The sequence below is a fragment of the Singulisphaera chitinilytica genome (assembly GCF_049331405.1).
Taxonomy (GTDB): domain Bacteria; phylum Planctomycetota; class Planctomycetia; order Isosphaerales; family Isosphaeraceae; genus PoT.
On the sequence record NZ_CP186275.1, the window covers coordinates 58,455 to 80,193 of the forward strand.

The window sequence follows — 21,739 nt, forward strand, 5'->3', positions numbered from 1 at the left end:
GATGATACCGGCTCGGGCCCCCCCCTGACCAGATCGCCTCATCTACGGGTCAGGGGACTCCGGGCGGTTCGTGGCCGCCGGAAATTCGAACGGACTCAACAATTGTTTTTCCTTGGCAAGGATCGGATCGATCCGTACCCTTGAATTCAGCTCATGTTTTCTCGCCAGGTCCTGGTCATCCCTCCCCCCCTTCGACGTCGCAGAGGAACGCGCGCCCGGGGGTGTTCTGGGACGACGACGCGAGGATTTGGTCGCAGTCTACAAGGAGCTCTCGCCCATGATTCGGCACGTCGCGACGGCCGCCTTCCTCGCCTCTTTCCTGCCGGGCCTGGCCCTGGCGCAGATGGACGGGGCGGAATCTCCCAAGTTCCCCCTGCCGATTCCAGTCCCTCGCCCCTTCCCCACCAAGGCGGAGCTCGAACGCTTCCTCGAGCCGTCGAAGCCCACGCCGATACCGGACAACCCGCCGCCGCACGAAGGGGCCCTGATCGACCAACCCTACATCGTCGAACCCCCGGATATCCTCATCGTCGAGGTGCTCGAGGGTCTGCCGGGCCGACCGATCAGCGGAGAGCGCCTGGTCCGGCCGGACGGCACGATCGACCTCGGCTTTTATGGAAGGGTTCACGTCCGAGGATTGACGCTTGCGCAGGTGAAAGTTGCCATCATCCTTCGCTTAAGAGAATATCTGGAAGATAACACGTTAGGACTCTATCGGTCGATGGACGTGCCGGGGCCGGGCAAGCCGGAGGGAAAGGTGCCCGCCGAGAAAGGGGGCGAGGAGCCGCCCCCCGCCGAGGCCGAGAAATTGCCGGTCCGGCCGACCTCCCGGATGGTTCGGGTCCGCACCCAGGGTCGCGCGAGGCTGGCGGGCCTCCGGGCCGAAGCCCAGCCCGAGGCCCTGGTCGAGCCGGAGGAGGAGGCTCCTCCTCCGCACAAGATCGTGACGGTCCACCCCGCCGATTCGGACCGGGTCCTCGTCGATGTGGCCAGTTACAACTCGAAGGTCTATTTCGTCCTCGGTGATTTCGGCTCGCCGGGTCGCATACCGATCACCGGACGCGAGACGGTGATCGACGCCATCCAGCACGCCGGGGGCTTCCTGCCGACCAGCGACCTCCGGAGTCTCGTGCTGGTGAGGCCGGGGGTGGCAGGGCAGCCGGCGAAGACCTATCCGATCGATTACGAGGCGATCGTCCTCAAGGGAGAGCGGCAGCTCAACTATCAGGTCTTCGCCGGGGATCGGATCGTGATCGGCCGGAATGCCCTCGACAGGGCGACGATCGAGATCGACCGGCTCGCGAAGTCCCAGCAGATGGTCATTCAACAGATGATGACCACGACATACCTCTGGCGGTCGCTGGCCTCGCCGACCCTCGGGTCGGGCCCGGGGATCACCCTCTCTCCGGGGGGCCTGCGGATCACGCTGGGGGAGGGCCGAGGGGGCGTCGAGCAGCCCGCCCCGCTCACCCACGAGCAGCAAGATTCCCTCATCAAAGGATGGGTCGAGCTCTGGTCTAAGATCGCGGCGGCCCCGGACGGCTTCTCCTTCGACGAGAAGACGTATCGAGAGACCCTGCTGCGGCAACTCCAGCGACCGAAGACGGGTCCGGCCGAGAAGTGATGCCACCGACGCGAGGTCGCACGGCCGGGCCCGACGGCCGGGCGGCCTCGAAGTCGCGATCGGAGGTTGTACCGACCACGGACACGTATCCGGCGTAGCTTCGTGCGCCTGGTCAGTTGGGCCGGGGTAAACGCCGTGGATTCCCCCACAGGATCATGGATGTCGAGACCTCACGCCAGGTTCAAGCGCGAAGATCCTGAAGACGCCCCGGTCGGATTTCTCGCGATGAGAAGCTTAAAGATCTTGTTTTAAAGGACTTGTGGCGAATGTGAACGAAAGCGTCTGCGGGGAAGTACGCTCGGTTTGTCGTGTTCAGGAGGATTTACTTTGCTGGCATGCGTGAGTGGGGGCTTGCATGATGAGGGGGCGAGGGTGCTTGGGCCAAAAGAAGGAGGGCGGCAAGCCCCGGGCCTCGGTGGCCCTGGGACTCGCCGCCCATCCTGTTGATTTCTTGGCTGATGCTTACGTTCGGCCCGGTTGCTGCGTAACTTGAGAGATAATCCGCTCGGCTACGCGGAAATCGCGTCGTCAGGCGGCTTGCCCGCGGTTCTTCTTGCGGAGGGAAGCCATGGCGGAGCGTAAGGCTTCGAGCATGTCGTCGGTGGTGACGTCCTCGGCGAGCGAGGTGACGGTGACCTTGACCCGGCCTTCGAAGTCGAAGGTCCAGGGCTTGGGGGTACTGGACTTGCTCGCCCGGGGGGTCCTGGTGACCATGCTCCGCATCTCATCGCGCTTGAGGCGCCCCTGGGCGGCCTGGGCGGCGACCTCGGCTTGCGCCTCGGCGTCCTCGATCTTGGAGATCTCGTAGGCCGTGTGCGGGGCGATCTCGCCAAGTTCGACGGAGGCCTGGATCGGCTCGGGGAGCTCCAGGAGCGCGAGGGCCCGGGTGATCGTCGGGGGGCTGACCTGGAGCCGCTCGGCGAGCTGGCGCTGGGAGATCCCCAGCTTGTTCAGCAGGGCGCGGAAGGCCTTGGCCTGCTCGACGGGGCGTAGGTCCTCGCGGAGGCAGTTCTCGATGAGCTGGTCTTCGAGGAGCTCCTCGGGGGTCGGCGTGCCGGTGGCGACGACGCAGGCGATGGAGGTCATCCCCGCGAGCCTGGCCGCGCGCATCCGGCGCTCGCCGACGACGACGACGTAGCGGTCGAGGGCGTCGTCCCAGCGGACCCGGATCGGCTGGAGCTGCCCGCGCTGCTTGAGGCTCGATGCCAGGCGTTCGAGGGCGTCCTGGTCGAACTCGGTCCGGGGCTGGTTGGGGTCGGCGACGATCCGGTCGAGCCGGATCTCGGCGGCGGCCTTGAGCCTTGCCCTGCCCTCGAACGAGCGGGCGTCGGGGTCGCCGCCGGAGGTCTCGGCCTCGGCGGGCAGCCGGGTCATGGAGGCGAGGCGGTTGTTGCGCGCCTCGTCGGTCATGTTGGGGCGGGCCATCAGGCAACCCTCCTCGACTCGTCGTCGCCGCCGGATCCTTCGACGGCCCGCGGCGCGACCCTGGCGTCGAGCCTGGAGAGCAGCTCGTCGGCGAGGGCCTCGATCGCCTTGGCGGCGGCGGAGCGGGGCTTGTACTCCACGACCGGCTTGCGGAGCATCACCGCTTCCTTGAAGTCCTTGGCGAGCGGGACGTTGGTCTCGAAGACGGCGTCGCCGTAGATCGCCCGGAGGTCCTCGGCGTAGCCGGTGTGGACGGCCAGGGACTTGTTGAACATCGTCAGGAGGAAGCCGAGGACCTTGAGCCTCGGGTTCGCCCCGGCGCGGACGTGGTCGATCGACCCCTGGATGGCGGCGACGCCTTGCGCCCCGTAGTCCTCGGCCTGGAGGGGGACGACGATCCCGTGGGCGGCGACCATGGCCGACCAGGCACAGAGGTAGATATGAGGGGGGCAGTCGATGAGGGCGAGGTCGAAGCCGTCGGCGACCTCGGCGAGCGCGTCGCGGAGGATGTACTGGGAGTCGCCGGTGGTCCAGGGCTCGAGCTCGTTGAACTTGTCCATGCGGCCGGAGCCGGCGACGAGCGAGACGCCGGGGATGTTGACGGGCCGGACGAGGCCCTCCATCTCGACCTCGCACGACTCGTCGAAGAGGCCGGCGATGGTCTCCCTCGGCTTAAGCATGCGGGCGACCTCGGGGCCGAGCAAGCCCTGGGTCAGGGAGGCCTGCGGGTCGGCGTCCACGAGCAGGATGCGCAGGCCTTTGCGGGCGAGCGTGCCCGAGAGGTGGTGACAGGTCGAGGTCTTGCCGACCCCTCCCTTCTTGTTCAGGAATGCAATCGTTCGCACGTTCATGCCCTCGAAGTGTTGGGCCTCGCTTGCGCCCATCGTGCCGCCAGCCCTCGGTCGGTGGGGGCCGGGTCGTGCGGCGGTTTCTCGCGGAGGATCGATGGGATCCGCGTCGATCCCCGCCGACTCCGAGTCGACCCCGCCCTGCCCTTCCCCGTATTCCGATCCGCCATGACCTGCGCCATCCTGGCCGGGGGCCGGCTCGGCCTCCCCTGCCCTCGGCTCGTCCCTTCCCTCTCGGCGTCCCCTTCGTGGGTTCCTGGAACTTCGCGTGGTCGATCGCCTTTGGTGCTGGCGATCGGTGCGTGTCCATCCCGGGGGTGTGCGAGGGTCGCGGCTCGACGAGGCATCCTACGTATCGCCTATCGGCCCATTACGCCGCGTAACATGAGCGCATCGGCACGTCAGCTTATGGGCTCTTGGGTGTGATGCCGTCAGTCCCGGTGCAACTCTCCAGGTGCCCCCCGGCGGCGCCAGGGTTCGAACCCCCCTTTCTGGTCGAAGCCGATCCGTCGGGGGGAGTGGAGGCCCAAGAGGAGGGTCGTGGATTGGTCATCTAACTTATGGAAGGCGCAGGCGCGTATGTCGGATCGGCTGAGGCTTCGTCTTGAGGAAAAAGCCTTGATGGATTCTTGCTTTGCGAGGGCCTCGGGATGAGCCTCAGTCTCCCCTGCTGAGCCTCTGTCTTTCGGGTACCACATCAGGACACGCGGAGTTGCTCCGCGACGAGTGGCCGGGTGACGTTCGCCTCGGCTTTGACATGCTCCCCGGTCTTCTTTCCGGGTGGCCGCGGTTGGAACAACCGGGGTCGCGCAGCGACGCGAGGTTTTGAGGGGTTTGCCTCGCCTCGCCCGGGGGCCATCTGCGAGCACCCCGGCCGATTCGCAGGCCACGAGAACGGCTGGAGCCGGGACGCAGACCTCGGCCGAGCTCTCTTCGTCTCCGGGTGGCCGCGGTTGGAACAACCGGGGTCGCGCAGCGACGCGAGGTTTTGAGGGGTTTGCCCGGGCGAGCCCAGACGCCTCCTTCGCTCGCCCCGGACGGGACGGGACGGGGGCCGTTCGTGCATCATCCACCCGTGTCTTCGAATTTCCGGGTGCTGCGACTGGCACAATCCGGGTCGCGCAGCGACGCAGGGTCCTTCCCCAATACCCCGGCCGATCCATACTTCGGCATGGTTCGGTGCGGGAACGACGCGGCATTCATCGCGAGGTGCCTTCAAGGCCGGGCACCCAGCTCAGCGGGACCCCGACGGACCTCCCATCCTCATACCATCGGGCCGAACTCCAAGGCCAATCCGCAGGCCGATCCACCAACCCGGACCGGACCGGGTTCAGGTGCATGTAGGTCAGCTTCTCCTCGAGTTTGGCCCGGCCGTAGATCGCAAACGCGTAATATTTGGGCTGCCAGAACCTCGTCCCGAGCTCGAGTCCCTGGAAATAGCGGTGCTTATGGTCGCGTTGATTCGACCTGATGTTGAGGCTCGATCGCCGCTTCCATTCGTGGACGAACTTGCTGAGTTGGCCGGGCTCAGGGAGCCAGACGATGGCGTGGACGTGCTCCGGCATCACCACGAACCCGACACAACGAACTGCCTGCCTCTCAAGCTGCTCATCCAGGACGCCGAGGACGATCCTCCTCGAGACTTCATGATCCAGGAGGCGGCGACGCCGGTCGCAGGAGAAGGTGAGGAAGTGGGCGAACAGGAGGTCATCGCAGACGCGTCGTTCGGACATATGCCCATCATGCCACAAGTTCTGGACGTTCGCGAGGGGATGTGATCCAGGCGCCCGCGAATGGGCCAGGGTGTCAGCTCAAAACTTCGTGTCGCTGCGCGACCCCGGTTGTTCCAACCGCGGCCACCCGGAGACGAAGAGAGCTCGGCCGAGGTCTGCGTCCCGGCTCCAGCCGTTCTCGTGGCCTGCGAATCGGCCGGGGTGCTCGCAGATGGCCTCCGGGCGAGGCGAAGCAAACCCCTTAAAACCTCTCGTCGCTGCGCGACCCCGGTTGTTCCAACCGCGGCCACCCGGAAAGAAGACCGGAGACAGATACGAGGCTGCGCTTGTTTGAGAATCGGTCGGGGCCTTGCGCAATTGCCGGGGCAATTGGTCGAAAGCCAGCGATCCGCCCGCTCGATCCAGGCCGAGATCGTCGCCAGCCCCCCTGCACTGCAAGATCCTCGCCAGGCGACCTCAGGACTTGAGCCGGACCCGCGGCTGGCGAAGATGGTCGGCCACGCCAACGATCAACCTCAAGCTGACTTCGAGAAGATCCCTGGCCGGCGCCTGGCCAATCCGACGAGCAGGACGAGGCCCGCGAAGCAGAGCGTCGAGGGCTCGGGAACCGGCGAAATCTTGGCGACGATCAGGTCGAGCTGACGATTCGCGGCGTCGTCCACGAGCGAGTAGGAATAGCCCTCGGGCGCCTGGCCGATCTGCCAGTTCTCATCGCCGAGCGTGCCGTAGCGGAAGAGCGCGTACTTGCCGGGGCCGAAGCCCGAGACACCCAGGATGTTGATCCGGCTCTCGATGTCGAGCCGCCCCGAGACGTCGATGGGCGAGCTCGTGCCCCCGAGGGTCTCGTCGACGATGCTGTTCGACGCCAGCTTGAGGTCGCCGCTGATCGTCAACGACTGCGAGCCGGCGATGAGCCGACCCCCCTCGTCAATCTTGAGGCTCCCGCCGATGCTCCCCGTCCCGCCGATCGCCGCGCCGCTGAGGACCTCGACCGAGCCGTTGCCGGTCCCCGTCCCCGTGGTGTTGTCGACCATGAGGGTCCCCTGCGAGACCGTCGTCCCCCCCGAGTAGCCGAACTGCCCGCTGCTATCCGACGACAGGATCAGGGTGCCGTCGCCGACCTTGTTCAGAGAGCTGGGGCTCGACTCGGCGATCGAGCCGCCGATGGTCTGGGTCGAACCGTTGGAGACGCCGATCTGCTGCTGGGCGCCCATCAGGAACATCGCGGTGCCCGCGGCGATCCCGCTGGCCGTGCCTTGCCCCCCCTGTCCCGGCACCACCTGACCCGGCTGGATCGACGTGTCGGAGAGCTTCACCGACGCCCCATTATCAGACCTCACGAACACGGCGCCGCCGAGCCCCGCGCCACCGCCCCCCGCGGGAGTCGTGCTGGACGAGTTGGCCGAGCCGTCGCCGCCGCCGAAGCCGCCGAGCCCCTTGGTCGAGGAACCGGCGGACGTCCCCGTGGAACCGCCGCCTCCCCCGAATCCGCCGTTGCCGCCATTGCCCCCCGTGGCCGAGGTGCCGCCGGAGCCGCCTCCTCCGCCAAATCCCCCACTCCCGCCGTTGGCGCCGATCGCTGCGTTCCCACCACCTCCTCCGCCGCCGCCAACCCCGCCGCTCCCGCCGTTGGCTCCCTGCGAGGAACTTCCCCCGCCGCCTCCCCCGGCGCCCGAGCCGCCATTTCCGCCGTTGGCGCCGATGGACGAGTTCCCACCGCCCCCGCCCCCGCCGCTGCTGCCGCCGGAGCCGCCATTGGCCCCCTGGGCCGCCGAGCCGCCGCCCCCGCCGCCGCCACCATTGCTCCCGGCGCTCCCGTTGCCGCCGACGGAGGTCGCTCCGCCGCCGAGGGCCCCGCCGGAGCCGTTACCCCCCGGCCCCGAGCCGTTGGAGGTCGAGGACGTGGCCGGGATGCTGCTGCCGTTGGAGCCGTTCGCGGTCGAGCCGCCCCCGCCGCCGCCTCCCGGCGTGAGGTTGGAAGCCGTCGCGAGCCCCGCGCCCCCGCTCCCGGAGACCCCGCCGCCACCTCCCCCCGACGTGTTCATCGGGGGGCTGCTCGGGTTCGGCGCCGTGGCCCCCGCATTGCCGCCGTTGCCCGCGAAGCCCCCGCCACCACCCCCCGATCCGTTGACCAGGAGAGGGCGTCCGCTGGAGGCCCCGAGCCCGCCGTCGCCGCCGAGGCCCCCTCCGCCGCCGCCGACCCCGACGCTGCCTGAGCCACCAACGGCCGAGTTCTGCGCGAACCGGACCCCCGAGACGTTGACGTCGCCGGCGTTGACGTAGAGGGCCCCGCCGAGCCCCGCGCCGCCTCCTCCGCCGTCGCTGCCGTTACCCCCCTTGGCCACGCCGTCGATGAGGAGGAGATTCTTGATCGAGACCGCGGATCCGGGGGCGTCGACGGAGAAGATCCGTTGCTGCCCCGAGCCGCTGACGGCGTTGCCGGCGCCGCCGTCGATGGAGACCGCCTGCGAGATGATCGGGAGGGCCGACTTGAGCCGGATCGTGCCGAGCCCGTCGGCCATGACGATCTGGGAAGGCCCCGAGTCGGCGTTCGCCTGCAGGATCGCCTGCCTGAGCGAGCCCACGCCGCTGTCATTCGCGTTGGTGACGGAATACGTCTGGGCCGAGGCCCAGTCCGAGGCGATGAAGGCGAGCGAGATGAAGGCTAACGCGAATTTGAACGTGAAGGGCGCAATCCGGGCCGGGCGAAGTGCGTGCATGTCCCGATCCTCCGTAATCCGGGTGCCGCCGGCGCTCTTCCATGCGTCCTGGCTCTGCCGCCGGCACTGGACTTCTTAACAAGATCGTGCCGATAGCTCAAGAGAGTCGCTCATTTGTTTTTGCGTGGAAATTCCGATGCACCCAAGCATCCCTCCCCACGCGCCATCGATTCCCGCCCCGTTACGCGGCGTAACACCGGCGCCCGACCCGTCGGGCTCACGTCGTCCCGGAGTCGTCCGCTCGGTCTGATTTTCAGCGGCAGCAATGGGTGTTACGCCGCGTAACGCAGCCTCGGCGTATAGTCGTTTCCGAAGATGCTATCCGCACCCGCTCCCGCCATGCGGCCTCCTGCCCATTCCCCTCGATTGCCGACCCACCCTGTCCCGGGCTTCGATTGGGACAATCGGTTTGAGCAGCGATGAGTCGCCAACTGAGGCGGGTCCCGCGATGAGTCGAGGCCGCCCTTAAACCTCGGCCTTTCTCAAACCTCGGCCCCCCTCCATCTCATGGGTGGCCGCGATTGGCACAATCGGGGTCGCGCAGCGACGAGAGGCAAAACGCAATTAGCCTCGGCCTACCCGAGCGCCCTTGACGATTTCCCTCGCCGAGCCGCCATCCTCAGGCCGGCCAAAGCAGGCTGCCGTCGGAGGAGCGGATGGCTCGGAGTTCATCCAGGTAAATGTACCTGCCGCCTCGCTTCTGGTTCCGAGGATGCTTCGGTGGCAGGTCGGCGCAGAGGGCACCGCGGCCATTCGGGTCATCGTCGGGGGAGATGATGGAGACGCCCTCGCCGCGGAGGAGACGCTCTCGCCTCCCATTGGCGTATTCGACGTCGAACTCACTCGGCCAACGGATCAGGCGAAGTTCCTCGAAGATCGACATGGACGTGATAGGCTCCGAGAGGACAAGTGGCTTCGCATCCTGGAGGGCCTCTGCGCTCACTGATCCGAGCTTCAAGGAGGGAAGCGCGGAGGATCGTCCCACGAAGATCCGACCCCCGATCTCGGAGTCCGGTTCGCCCAGCACAATGTCGGGGTGACTCGTGCCTTGGATCCCCACAAACAAATCCGGGCCGTCCTCATGACGAACGTCGCGAGGACCTCAAGACCGGTCGGTCCCAGAAAGCCAGGTAGGGGCTCCATCCCCGTGTCAGAGCCGGCGCAGGGCCGAGGCAAGCTGCCTGACCCCCTCGCGGATCGACTTGGGGGCGTGGGCGGCGTAGCCGAGGAGGAGGCCCTGCGCGGCGCCGGGCTCGAGCATGTAGGAGGAGAGGGGGGGCGCGACGATGCCGGCCTCGGCCGCGAGGGATGAGGCGCGGCGGTCGTCGATGGCGTCGTCCAGCCAGGCCATGACCTGCAGGCCGGTCTCGGACGGGCGGATGGTCAGGAGTCCGGAGAGTTCCTCGCGCGCGGCGGCGACCAGGGCGTCCTGTCGCTCGGCGTAGACCGTGCGCATCCGGCGGATGTATCGGAGGAAGTGGCCCTCGCCCAGGAAGTCGGCCAGGACCGCCTGCGGGTGCGTAGGGGGCGAGCCGCCCGAGAGCGAGAGGGCCGCGAGGAAGGCGTCGACGAGGCCGGGGGGGACGACCATGTACGAGATCCGCAAGGCCGGGAAGAGGACCTTGCTGAACGTCCCCATGTAGATGACCCGGCCGTCGCGGTCGAGGCCCTGGAGTGACGCGAGCGGCCGGCCCGTGTAGCGGAACTCGCTGTCGTAGTCGTCCTCCAGGACCCAGGCGTCCGCGCGACGCGCCCAGGCCAGCAGCTCGAGCCTTCGAGGGAGGCTCAAGGCCACGCCCAACGGGTATTGATGCGAGGGGGTGACGTAGGCGAGCCTCGCCGACGGGGCGCGCCTGATACCCTCCGAGACGACCATGCCTTCATGATCGACCGGGACCGGCTCGAGCCTCGCCCCGGCGCCGATGAGGACGCCCCGGGCCCCGACGTATCCGGGGTCCTCGATCCAGGCCGAGTCGCCGGGGTCGAGCAGGACCCGCGAGGCGAGGTCGAGCGCCTGCTGCGTCCCCGCGACGATGACGACCTGGCCGACGTCGCAGACGACCCCCCGGGCCGTGCGGAGGTGCGCGGCGATGGCCTCGCGGAAGGGGCGGTAGCCGGCGGGGTCGCCGTAGCCGAGGTGGTGGCCGGTCGCCCGCCGCCAGTGCCGCGCGGCCAGCGATGACCAGACGTCCATCGGCATCGTGTCCATCGCCGGCACGCCGGGGCGGAAGGGCCTCGGGCTCGCCGAGCCGCGGACGACCCAGGCGGGCGTGGCGCGGAGCAGGGCACCTCGCCTCGAGGGCTGGCCCCCCTTCGCCGCCGGCTCGGGCCCCTTCGCCCGCCGACCCTTCAGGATCAAGGACTCCTCGGGGAGGGTCCGCGTCACGTACGTCCCCGAGCCGACCTTGCCCTCCAGGTATCCCTCCGCCAGGAGTTGCTCATACGCCGACATCACCGTATTTCGCGAGACCCCCAGCTCGTCGGAGAGGGTCCGGCTCGCCGGCAGCCTCGAGCCCGCCTTGAGCGTCCCCGCCAGGATCGTCCCGCGCAGGCCTTCATAGAGCTGGCGGAACAGGGGGGTGGTCGAGCCGGCGTCGAGCGGGATCGCCAGCAGCGAGACCGGCGGGATGCCCTTGGCCATCGGGTGGCTCCTTCGGGTCCTGGGAATTGGCCCCTCCAACATCGGTCATAATGGCCCTTGTCGCAAGGCCAATTCGGACTACCATGATTATGGCCCGATCGGGCGCACGCCACCGGTCCGCGATGTGCGTGCGCCGATTCCCCTTCTCGTCGGGCCGATCACGTCCGCGCCCGCGAGGTCGGGCCGGGGCGGAAGGCCCCAAAACGAAGAAGTTCATCAAGTTTTCACGATCCGCATATCAAAATTCAATCTCATTTCGTTAGGTTGTCTCCGCCGGGCCGAGAGTAGGGGCCCGAGGGGGAAGACGCCCGGCGACGGGGAAGGATCGCGCACCGACCATGAGACAGACGCCCGCAGACATGAAGAAGACCCTCCTGATCCTGGGCTTCGGCCTCGGCCTGGCGTTCGCCTCGGCGGCGATCCCCGGCTGCGGCTCGCAGGATCCGGGTCAGCCCTCGGTCGGGTCGATCTCGATCGACGCACGATCGGACGCCGACGACGACAAGCCGCTGGTGAGCAAGAAGCCCGGCCGCGCCGGCAGGAACCCCCGCTAGGGTCGAGGACGGACCCGGCGGGGGATGAACTCATAACTTTCTCCACGCATCGAACACGTTTGAATTGGAGCGGAATCGACACCATGCATCGTTCACGTACGGGTGCGCCAGGGCGGCGCGGTTTCACGCTGATCGAACTCCTGGTCGTGATCGCGATCATCGCGGTCCTGATCGCCTTGCTCTTGCCGGCGGTGCAGGCGGCGCGCGAGGCCGCGCGCCGGGCCCAGTGCACGAACAACCTGAAGCAGCTCGGGCTGGCGGTCGCCAACTACGAGAGCAGCAACGGCTGCTACCCGATGGCCGCGTCGGGCCAGACGACCACGAAGGGGGGCGTCGGCCAGGGGATGAGCTGCTTCGGCGGGCTCCTCGCCTACATGGAGCAGGCCCCCCTCTACGCCGCGTATAACACGAGCTTCGACTATCGCAACGACCTCAACGCGACGGTCTCCGGCGCGGGCCTGAACACCCTCTGGTGCCCGAGCGATTCGGAGATCACCGGCGTCAACTACATCGAGCCGGCCGGCAAGGCGGGCAAGGGGAACCCCCAGACCTTCTACTTCACCAGCTACGCCGGATGCTACGGCATGTGGGCCAGCTTGATCACCGGCTGCGACAACATCCCGGGCTGCGGCGGCTCGACCGCCCTCCAGCAGCAGAACGGCGCCATCGTCTCCAACGGCATCGCCGGGCGCTACCTCGGCGGCGCGGGCGTCACCCGCGGCATGGTGACGATCGCCTCGATCACCGACGGGACGAGCAACAGCATCGCCTTCGGCGAGCACGCCCACGGCCTGCTGAGCAAGACGGACGGCAACGCCTCGTTCTACAAGTGGAACTGGTGGATCTCGGGCAACTACGGCGACACGGCCTTCACCACCTTCTATCCCATCAACATCCAGAAGAAGGCCAAGGATTACGGCAACGCCGCCGCCGGCCAGCCGTACACCGAGGGCGGCGCCTTCCTGAACGCGGCCACGAGCTTCCACCCCGGCGGCTCGAATTTCGCCTTCTGCGACGGCTCGGTCCGCTTCCTCAAGGACTCGATCTCGACCTGGGCCCTTGACAACACGGGCACCCCGCTCGGCGCCACCTGGAACTCGACCAACGGCGTGTGGTCGGTCTCCGACCCGACCGTCTTCAAGCCGGGCGTCTACCAGGCCCTCAGCTCGATCAACGGCGGCGAAGTCATCAGCTCCGACTCGTATTGAGCGTTGAGTTGTTGAACGCTTCCAGATCCCGGCGATGAGCGATGGCTTGTCGCGTCGGGGATCCGAGAACATCACGAGGCGGGAAGGGCAGGGCGCCCGACGATCGTGCCCCTGGTCTTCCCGCCTTCGTCATTTCGAACCTCTAAGGCTCGTTCGACGCCATCCCCGCCATGACCCATCGCCTCGCTCTGTACGGGGCAGCTTCGTGGCAACAACCGGAGTCATGCCGCGACGAGGGGCCCGATGCAACAAGCCCAGGCCTCTGGACGGTCTCCGGTCTTCCTCCGGGTGGCCGTGGTTGGGACAACCAGGGTCGCGCAGCGACAAGAGGGCTTGAGCCTATTGCCCGGCCGAAATCAGGAGCCGTCCCCAATCCGCCCGGCCGATTCGCTGGCCATGGCATCCTGAGGAGGCCGGCGCCAGAATCCGCGCGAGTCGGGCCGCCGACCGTTTTGATTGCGTCGCTTCCTCATATCAAAGGGTAGCCCCGATTGGAACTATCGGGGTCGCGCAGCGACAAGAGGCCCACCAAAAAAGGCCCCCGCCGAACCCAGCGGCCCTCCGCGCATTTCTGGACAGTGCCTCGGCCCGCGATTGAGCCGAGGCGATGCGGCACTCCTCGATCCCCGGGGCCGCGAGATGGTTAGGGCGATTGCAGCGGGCCTCCGGTCGAGGCCAAGCTCACCGCGACAAACCTCTTGTCGCTGCGCGACCCTGGTTGTTCCAACCACGGCCACCCAGAAACAGGAAGACACGGCAATCGGTTTTGCTCGTGGCGTCTCGCAATGGCCGAGGGGGTTGCAGATGGGGTTCCGCCGCGTCGACTAAAGGGAGGACCGCCGCGTTGGGTTGACGATCGCGGCGGTGGCTCTACATACATTTGCGGAGAGAAGAAAGCGTTTCGCGGCGTAATGGGGAGGGGTCAGGGCATATCGGCGACGGGGTCAGGGGGTGTTGGGGATGACACGGGCGGTCGGCGGCTCGGCGTAGTCGTGCCAGGCGGATTCGATGGCCCGGACGTCAGGAGGGCCGTCGTGGATGAGGAGTCGGTATCGGGATGTGTAGGGATGATCCTTCTTGAGGACGAAGCCCTCCTCGACCATCGGGGCGAAGCAGAAGTAGGGCATGTTGGGATGCAGGCGGACGGGCTGGGGGAAGCGGAAGTTGGCCGGGTTGTCGAGGACGGTGATGCCCCCCGTCTTGCCGTCGACGAGGCCGGAGAAGTCGACCCAGCGCGGGCGGGTGTGGTTGCCGTCGGCGCGCCCTTTGCCCTCGCTGGTGAGGAAGGTGCTGTGGCCGCTGCGGGAGGGATCCGGGGGCTCGACCCCCTTGGCCTTCGGGTCGGACCACTGCCGGCTCCCCCGAATGCCGAAGCCCCCATACAGATACTTGTTCAGGGTCAGGTCCGATCCGAGGACGTGGTGGACGGACTGGAAATCGACGATGAAGAATGGGGCGCCGATCCGATAGACACGCACCATCCAGTCCTCGCGGATGACCGCCTTCGGGCCGCCGGGGGCGGTGAGGTTCTCGTGGAGCAGCTCGGCGTCGAGCTCGCCGAAGACGGGGCCGCCGGAGAGGCGGCTCCGCTTGCCGGAGTTCTCCGTGCCTTGCGCGTGCGAGACGCGGCCGGCGCGCTTGAGCTGGTTCCAGAAGTCGACGGGGCGGCCCTCGAAGGTGCTGTTGACCCAGGCGAAGAAGATGCCGTGCTGGTGGGCGTGCTCGGGGGGGAAGTCGTCGGTGACGACCAGGCCCGAGGGGGTCCGCAAGGGGTGGATGAACCCGCTTCGGCGATAGACGGGGTCGATGGGCGCGGGGGGCTCGGCCACCGCCGCGTGATAGGTCAAGACGGGGCGGCCATCGACCGCGAACGAGCCCGTTCCGTGACGGCCGAGGTCGTCCGCGATCGCCTCGGCGGGTTGGCCGTCGACCTTCGCGGAGACGCCTTCTGCCGCTTGGTCGGCATCGGCTTTCGATGAAGGCGTGAGCCGATATTTGCGCTTCGAGCCGGCCGCGAGCGGCCCGCGGACGATCCAGGTGATATGGCCCTCGCCATCACGCTGCACGGGGACCGGGGCTTTTGCGTCAAGATCCTCGAGTGTGAACGCCTCGGATTTTTTCAATGCGTCGGGCAGTCGGAGCCGGACGGGCGTCTCGCGACGCTCGAAGGCCCCGGCGTCGACCTCGACGACGACGGCCGTCGCGGGGGCCTCGGCGGCGAGGGTCGGCCGCGCCGCGAAGGGGAGGAGGAGCCAGGCAACGCCGAGGCCCCGGAGGGCGGTTCGCTCGATCCACATGGGGCAACGCTCCGGCAGGCTGGGGATGCGAATTCCAGGCATCCTATCAACCTACGCGTGTTGCCCCGGCAACTCAATGAGGCCGATCGCGGGCGAGTCGTCGCCGCGGGGAGCCTCGTCTCCTCGGCCTCACGAGGACCGGACCGCGAACCTCAGCTTGGCCGAGGTCGACCGGGGATTCTCGCGCCTTTCCTCGGCGGAGGGGCGGATCACCTCGTCGGCGATCGAGGCGTAAAGGCCGTCGCGCAGGCCCTCCTTGAACGCCGTCTTCACGCGGCGGTCCTCGCCCGAGTGGAACGTGAGGATGGCGACGCGGCCCCCCGGCTTCAGGGCCGCCGGCAGGGTCCGGAGGAACCCGGTCAGGACGCCGAACTCGTTGTTCACGGCGATCCGGATCGCCTGGAAGACCCGGCGCACCGTGTCGTCGACGGTGGCGCCCGGGAGTCGCGGCCAGCGGGCGCTGGCCTGTCGGACGACCTCGGCGAGGGCCTGGGTCGTCGCGAGGGGTCCGCGTCGGTGGGCCCGATGGATCGCCTCCGCGAGCCCTCGGGCGTGCGGCTCGTCGGCGTTTTCTTCGAGGATCTGGGCCAGGCCCGGCTCGCCGAGTTCGGACAGCAGGGCGGAGGCGGGGCGGCCTCGGGTCGGGTCCATCCGCATGTCGAGCGGCCCGTCGACCTTGAAGGTGAAGCCCCGCGCAGGGTCGTCGATCTGCATGGAGGAGAGCCCCAGATCCGCGAGCAGCACGTCGGCTCCTTCGGGGGCCTCGTCGGCGAGGAACTGCGGCAGCGCCGCGAAATTCGCGTGGCGCAGGGCGATCGACTCGTCGGGAAACCCGAGCGCGCGCAGCCTGGCCTCGGTCCTGGGCAGCTCGATCGGATCCGCGTCCAGGCCGAGGAGCCGCCCGCCCGGCCGGACCGCGGCGAGGAGTTCTCGGGCGTGGCCGCCGTATCCGAGCGTGCAGTCGACGGCGATATCCCCGGGCCTGGGCCCGAGCACCCGGAGGATCTCCGCCACCAGGATCGGCCGATGCGTCCCCGCGGGGGTCTTGCCCCCCGAAATGACCTTCGCCACGTCGTCGGGGTAGCGCTCGGGCTGGAGCTCCTTGTACTTCTCGTGGAAATGGCGAGGGTTCTTGCCGTGATAACGTGCCCGTCGCTTCGGCTTATCGGGGGTGGGGTCGGTCATGTGACGGGCGAGATCCGGGTGAGGAGAGGAGTCGGGCCATCGAGATCCAGGCATCCTCTCATGTTACGCGTATCGCCCGGAGAACTCAATGAGCCCGCCGCATCGGCCAGGTCGAGGGAGGGGCCTGGTTGGGTCGGCCCGTGTTCGCGGCGACGCGGGGCCCATCGAGCTCCGCGAGCGTTGCCAGTGGGATCGGCTCCTTGAAGAGGCCTCATTTTCTGCTGATGCTAGCGGTTCCTGCGCGAAGTCCGGCGTCGGCCAGGTGGGACCAATTGGTCCCCACCTGGCCGCTGCGCTGGTCACGATCCCGGAGCCATCGTCCAGAAGTGGGACCAATTGGTCCCACTCGGTCGTTGGGACACTCGCCTCGTCGCGGCGATCTTCCGGGAGTGGGACCAATTGGTCCCGCCCTGGCGAGGACCGATAGGGGCTCGTACGACGACGCATAGCGACGACATGCCGACCGCGTTTCGCCCTGCGTTTCCGCCTTTTGGGATCGCCGCGATTGGAAGAGTCGGGAGCGTTCCTGGGCGGCGGATGGGGCATCCTGAAAAAAGATCGTAGAATTCCGCCGGAATGGCCTTCGGCCGGTGTACTACCTTATGGCCGGTGGGATTTCGGGCTCGTTCGCCGATGGGACGGGTCGCGAGAATCTCGCTCGCCGATAGGTCGGGTCGACGTGACCCCGGTGCCCCCGCCGGGATCATCACGCAAAAGGCGTTGCCGGCCCCTGCCGGCGCAGACAGCTCGGGGGTCGTCGGGCCTGGTGGATCAAGGACGGTCCAACCTCGTCCCGTCGTGGTGGCGATGGAGATGCACCGGCCCCGGCCGGTCTCCTCGCTGGCAACAATAACGAGCGAGCATCGGGAAGAAACACCCCTATATGTCGAAGTGGCAGGCCACGCCGCGGGTTCAATCCCCGCATCGACAACTCTTTCTTTCCTTTGCTTTTATTGGTTGGTGACTTCCTGAGTTTTCGTTTCCTTTCTTTCTGGGGATTGGGCGGGGCCGAGGACCCGAGGCCTCGCGCCGGGGCGAATCCCGAGCCCTCCGGGCGCAGAGAAAGCCCGGGATCGCTCGAAGTCGATCCGAAGGGGAGACGAGAGGAGGGGGCCGAAGGGGAAGGAAAGCCCCTCGGAGCCGCAGACGGGCCCGGCCGAAGCCTCCCTCGCCCGCAGAGGTCTTCCGGCTCGACTCTCGGGTCGAGCCCCTCGCTCGGCCCTCTCGGGGGCCGAGCCAGGAGGGGATGGCGAGGCTGTCCCAGGCGGTGTTGACGCCACATGAAAACTTGTCGGAGCATAACAGCAAGCGACTTGTTCGGCTCGACAGACAGGAGCTCGTCGAGGAGTCCCTGGTCATTGTTGATGCGTAGGATGCGCCGCCGTTCCTCCGCGGAGAGGGTGCAGCCGTGGCGGAGGATGACCTCGGCGGCGTCGAGGTGCCCCGCACGAGCCGCGAGGTGCAGTGGTGTCAGGCCATTCGCGGTCGTCGCCCTCACGAGCCCCGGAGTCTGAGCCACGAGGGACTCGGCCTCCCGCTCGCGGGCCGGGTTGTCGCAGGCGAAGATATCGAGCGTGGCCCCGTGCTCAGGCAGGAGTTCGACGGCCCGGGCGTTGCGATGCCAGGCGGCGGTGTAGAGCGGCGGGACGCCCGACTCGCCCGGCCGATCGAACGATTCAGGCTCGCGTGCGATCGCCAGGCACAGGGCCTCGAGATCGTCATCGGCGAGGAGGTCGTGCAGACCGGGTCCGTTCGGGAGATGTCCCGAGGGGGTCATGATGAACTTCTTCCGATCACGCCCGAGGTCCGCCGGGATCGAAGGCGGGACGCAATGACGTTGAGATGTGATCAAGCCGACGAAGAAAGCCGTCTCCCTGCCTGTCGGCGAGGGCGACGGCACCTCGCGACTTTCAACGACCTTTAAGGCGTCCGCGGCGGGGGCGGTTCCTGGGGCCGGGGCCAGTGCCGGGCTCGTCGTCGTCAGGCTTGACCTCGAAGGGGGCTCCGAGCACGTCTTTCCAGAGCGATTTCTGCTCGGCGGAGAGGAGGCCGAAGATCTTGGCGGACGTCCGGGCGTCGATGTCCTTCCGGAGCTTGTCGACGTCGTTGGAGCCCTTGGTGATCCCCTCGCGGAACTCGGCTTCCCCCTTGTTGAAGAGGGCGACGACCTTCTCCTTCTGGGACTTGGTCAACTTGAGCTCGGCCTGGACCTGCGGGATTCGCATCGCCTTGAAGCCGATCTTCTGGAGCTCGATCTGCTTGAGCCGCTTGATTTGCTCCGGCTTGACGATCTTGTCGATCTGATCTCTGGACCAGGAGACGACCTCTCCCATCAGCCGGTCCCGCTCCTGGGGCGAGGCGTCGGCGAACTTCTGCTCGGCCTTCTGCTGCCGCTGCTCGAGCTCCTTGAAGAAGGCGTCGAGCTTCTTGAGCTGGATCGGAGTGAACTCCAGCTCTTTCTGGACGGACTTGTTGCGGAAGATCGAGGGATCGCCCTGGGCCGAGGCCGTGCCGGCCAGTAGGACGAACGCCCCCATCGCCAACGCGAGGCGCCTGGCAAAACTCATCAACATCATCGTCGAAGGATCCTCTCGAGGCGAAAGGCCATCAAAGCGATTGCGGTGGATTTCGTCGGATTAAGGGGGGGGACTCAATCTATCACGTATCTCGATCAATTCCAACCTTGGAAAAACGGCATGTTCAGCCTTTGAAACAACGAGGCCCTCGCGGAAAACGCCTCCGATCCCTGGCGGCCGAGTTGGTGAGCCTTCCCGCCGGAATCATACCTCTGCGTCGGCCTGCGAGCCCGGGCCGGTTGGCCCGCGGCTCTCCCCATTCACGGCCGCCTCGGATTTCCATGTCTCCCGGTCGAAGCTACCATGGGGACGACGCGGCGACGCCGGTTCTGTTCGTGAAGCGGTCGGTTCAAGGAGATCGCGTCGCAGTCTCGAGAAGAATCATTTTCGTCAATTGAAGATGATAGGATTTATAGAATGAGTTTAAGGGACGTCAGGGAGGTGCTCGACGGGCTGATCGCCGAGGCGGGTGTGGATCTCGGCTCGATGACGCCGCGAGGGACCCTCGACCTGATCCTCCGCTGGTATGGCGATATCGGCGGCGGGTGCCTGTTCGCGGCGTGGGGCAACGTTGCGCGCTACGGGGAGCAGGAGGAGTTGGGTTTCAAATTTACATGGATGGATTTCAGGTGCGATCTCACTGCGGGCGGAGGACCGTCCGACTTTAGCTGGCTTTTCAAGTTCGGGTCGGGCGCGGCCGGCGACGTCGGCGGGCTCGGTGAGCGATGCTACGAACTCGAAGGGATGGAGTCGTTTCGCTCGTCCGTTGAGGGAGCGGAGGTGTTTCGGGCCAGGGGGGATTCGGCGTCGGCCGAGGTCAGGCTCCTCTGGGATGATATCCACCAGTCGCACGATGAGCTCTTCGACTGCTGGGGCGTGAGGGATCCCTCTCGCCCCGTCATGAGCATGACCGAGGACGAATGGCTCCGCTCCAACGACGTGTCGCGGATGCTCCGCTGGTTCCGGCAGGAATGGCGTGGCGAGCCGGCCGACCTCGACAAACTCGTGCAGCGCTATCTCCTGGCCTGCTGCCGCCGCATCGAGAGGCTCCTGCCGATGGACGCGAGCCGACGGGCCCTCGACGTCGCCGAGCGTTACCTCGACGGCCGCGCGACCGATGAAGAGGCCTACACCGCCCGATATCAAGCCGAAGGGGCCGCGCTCTATCTCGACTCCGAATACGAGCATCAGCTTCCCGATGACCCTGATGAGCGGGAGCATCTTCTTCGCTATTACGCCGAGCGCCGTGCCCACAAAGCTCGCCTGGCGCAGGAGTTCGCGGCCATCCCTCCGGGAGAGCTGGCCCGCCTCGTCCTGCCGACGCCCGAAGGCGACCCCGCACCTCGGAATCTCCTGTACCATGCGGCCGACTTCGTGGAAGCGATGATGCTCTACCCGTACCAGAAGCGGAAAGAAAACATCGAAAAATATCGACGCTTCCTCCCGGTTCCTTTGTTCCGGGAATTCGTCGGAAATCCCTTTCGTGTCGACACGAACTCGAGAATAGAAAAGAGCGTTTGAAAGAGTTACGTGGGTTTAAAATGAGATCGAGTTTTCCAGATGTCCGCGCCAGAGTGAGTAGAACGGCGGGGAGGATCGGAGAACGGCCTCTGGTGATGGCCGGGGCCAATTGCAGGGTGCCTCTTATCGCTGCGAGACCCCGATGGTTCCAAACGCGGCCATCCACAATTTTTGGGGAGGGCCGGGGCTGATGAAGGGCTCTCGTCGGCGCCAGGGCTTTAGGGTCGGCTCGGATTTGAGGATGGGGCGGCGGGGTTCAGGAGGGGAGTTAAAGCGAGGTCATGAGGGGCCTTCTTCGCCGAGGTCGCGCGAGAGCTCGGCCTCGATCTCCTCGATGCTGGGGAGGCTCGTGTCGAGGGGCGTCGGCAGGGCGCGGACGAGCTGGTATTCGGCGACGCCGATCGGCTTGTCGATGCCGGAGAGGGCGTATTCGGCGACGAGGCGATTCTGGGTCCGGCAGAGCAACAGTCCGATGGTCGGCCTGTCGTCGTCGGCCTTGATCTGGGCGTCCACGGCGCTCAGGTAGAAGTTCAACTGGCCGGCGTGTTCCGGCTTGAATGCGTGGGCCTTCAGCTCGACCACGACGTAGCATTTCAGGCGCGTGTGGTAGAAGAGCAGGTCGATGAAGAACTCGTCGCCGGCCACCTCCAGGCGGAACTGACGCCCCACGAAGGCGAAGCCCGCGCCAAGCTCGAGCAGGAATCGGGTGATGTGGCGGATCAGGGCACCTTCGATGTCGCGCTCGTGGGCCTCGTCGCCCAGGCCGAGGAAGTCGAAGTGGTAGGGGTCCTTCAGGATCTGCGCGGCCAGCCCGGCTTCCGGAGGGGCGAGCCGCCTATCGAAGTTGGTGACGGCCGCCCCTTGCCTCAGGTGGAGCTGGTTCTTGATCTGGATGGTGAGGGTGTCGCGCGGCCAGGCCTGCTCGACCGCCTCGCGGGCATACCATCCCCGCAGTTCGGGATCCGAGAGCTTGGTGATCACGGTGACGATGTGGAACCAGGGCAATTGGGCAGCAGACTGCTGCCCGATCCGGAGGTCCGGGCATTCCTGGGCGAAAGTCCTCATGTACTTGAGGTTTCGGGAGGAGAACCCCTTCATGTCGGGGAACGCGGCCTGGAGGTCGGCCGACAGCCGGTCGATGACCTTGGCACCCCAGGCTTGCCGGCCCTGCCGCTCGATGATCTCGCGGCCGATCTCGTGATAGAGCCGGATCTGCTCCCCGTTGGCGGACAGGGCCGCACGTTGCCTGGCGCTCCGGATGCGATGCTTGAGGCCGGCCAGCCAGTCGGCATAGCCCTCGGGCAGGGAGAGGCCGCTCATCTCGACAACTCCTCGATCCCAGCGACGAAGCGAGCCCCTTCGAATAAGCCGCAGACCAGGATGGTGGCAGGCCTGATCCCCATTGCG

At 67.0% G+C, this 21,739-nt stretch carries 15 protein-coding genes; 4 read left to right on the forward strand and 11 right to left on the reverse strand.

Annotated features, from left to right (window positions below; all coding sequences use genetic code 11):
• The first annotated feature begins 277 nt into the window (after nt 1–277).
• Nucleotides 278–1,624, forward strand: coding sequence for a polysaccharide biosynthesis/export family protein (locus tag ACOYYX_RS38355; RefSeq protein ID WP_422931882.1), 1,347 nt, complete (start codon nt 278–280; stop codon nt 1,622–1,624).
• Between the two features lie 528 nt (nt 1,625–2,152).
• Here the strand turns inward: ACOYYX_RS38355 and ACOYYX_RS38360 are convergent.
• From ACOYYX_RS38360 to ACOYYX_RS38385, 6 genes are all read right to left on the reverse strand, one after another.
• Nucleotides 2,153–3,049: a ParB/RepB/Spo0J family partition protein gene (locus ACOYYX_RS38360; RefSeq protein ID WP_422931883.1), complete on the reverse strand. Its 897-nt coding sequence runs from the start codon at nt 3,047–3,049 to the stop codon at nt 2,153–2,155.
• The gene (locus ACOYYX_RS38365) at nt 3,049–3,894 is read right to left on the reverse strand and encodes a ParA family protein (RefSeq protein ID WP_422931884.1); all 846 of its coding nucleotides are present in this window, start codon (nt 3,892–3,894) and stop codon (nt 3,049–3,051) included. The genes ACOYYX_RS38360 and ACOYYX_RS38365 overlap by 1 nt, the downstream gene beginning before the upstream one ends.
• A gap of 1,202 nt (nt 3,895–5,096) precedes the next feature.
• On the reverse strand, nt 5,097–5,630 hold the full coding sequence (locus tag ACOYYX_RS38370; RefSeq protein WP_422931885.1) for an REP-associated tyrosine transposase: 534 nt from the start codon (nt 5,628–5,630) through the stop codon (nt 5,097–5,099).
• 515 nt (nt 5,631–6,145) lie between these two features.
• On the reverse strand, nt 6,146–8,350 hold the full coding sequence (locus tag ACOYYX_RS38375) for a PEP-CTERM sorting domain-containing protein (RefSeq protein WP_422931886.1): 2,205 nt from the start codon (nt 8,348–8,350) through the stop codon (nt 6,146–6,148).
• A 619-nt stretch (nt 8,351–8,969) separates the two neighbouring features.
• Nucleotides 8,970–9,233, reverse strand: coding sequence for a hypothetical protein (locus ACOYYX_RS38380; RefSeq protein WP_422931887.1), 264 nt, complete (start codon nt 9,231–9,233; stop codon nt 8,970–8,972).
• Between the two features lie 267 nt (nt 9,234–9,500).
• Entirely contained in the window at nt 9,501–10,991 is a 1,491-nt protein-coding gene (locus ACOYYX_RS38385) for a PLP-dependent aminotransferase family protein (RefSeq protein ID WP_422931888.1), read from the reverse strand.
• Nucleotides 10,992–11,329: 338 nt separating this feature from the next.
• Between ACOYYX_RS38385 and ACOYYX_RS38390 the strand changes: the two genes are divergently transcribed.
• Nucleotides 11,330–11,545 carry a hypothetical protein gene (locus ACOYYX_RS38390; protein ID WP_422931889.1) on the forward strand — a complete coding sequence of 72 codons (216 nt, stop codon included), beginning with the start codon at nt 11,330–11,332 and terminating at the stop codon, nt 11,543–11,545.
• 83 nt (nt 11,546–11,628) lie between these two features.
• Nucleotides 11,629–12,753, forward strand: a complete 1,125-nt coding sequence (locus ACOYYX_RS38395; RefSeq protein ID WP_422931890.1) for a DUF1559 domain-containing protein — start codon at nt 11,629–11,631, stop codon at nt 12,751–12,753.
• A 944-nt stretch (nt 12,754–13,697) separates the two neighbouring features.
• Here ACOYYX_RS38395 and ACOYYX_RS38400 read toward each other — a convergent pair.
• From ACOYYX_RS38400 to ACOYYX_RS38415, 4 genes are all read right to left on the reverse strand, one after another.
• A complete protein-coding gene (locus ACOYYX_RS38400) occupies nt 13,698–15,050 on the reverse strand; it encodes a PmoA family protein (protein ID WP_422931891.1) in 1,353 nt (450 codons plus the stop codon).
• 129 nt (nt 15,051–15,179) lie between these two features.
• Complete coding sequence (gene rsmH / locus ACOYYX_RS38405) at nt 15,180–16,235, reverse strand: 16S rRNA (cytosine(1402)-N(4))-methyltransferase RsmH (protein ID WP_422931892.1); 1,056 nt, start codon at nt 16,233–16,235, stop codon at nt 15,180–15,182.
• A gap of 706 nt (nt 16,236–16,941) precedes the next feature.
• Entirely contained in the window at nt 16,942–18,012 is a 1,071-nt protein-coding gene (locus ACOYYX_RS38410) for a hypothetical protein (RefSeq protein WP_422931893.1), read from the reverse strand.
• Nucleotides 18,013–18,145: 133 nt separating this feature from the next.
• Entirely contained in the window at nt 18,146–18,811 is a 666-nt protein-coding gene (locus ACOYYX_RS38415; protein ID WP_422931894.1) for a hypothetical protein, read from the reverse strand.
• A gap of 417 nt (nt 18,812–19,228) precedes the next feature.
• Here ACOYYX_RS38415 and ACOYYX_RS38420 point away from each other — a divergent pair, with 417 nt between their 5' ends.
• Complete coding sequence (locus tag ACOYYX_RS38420) at nt 19,229–20,332, forward strand: hypothetical protein (protein ID WP_422931895.1); 1,104 nt, start codon at nt 19,229–19,231, stop codon at nt 20,330–20,332.
• 279 nt (nt 20,333–20,611) lie between these two features.
• Here the strand turns inward: ACOYYX_RS38420 and ACOYYX_RS38425 are convergent, their stop codons facing one another.
• Nucleotides 20,612–21,652, reverse strand: coding sequence for a PDDEXK nuclease domain-containing protein (locus tag ACOYYX_RS38425; RefSeq protein WP_422931896.1), 1,041 nt, complete (start codon nt 21,650–21,652; stop codon nt 20,612–20,614).
• Between the last annotated feature and the right edge of the window lie 87 nt (nt 21,653–21,739).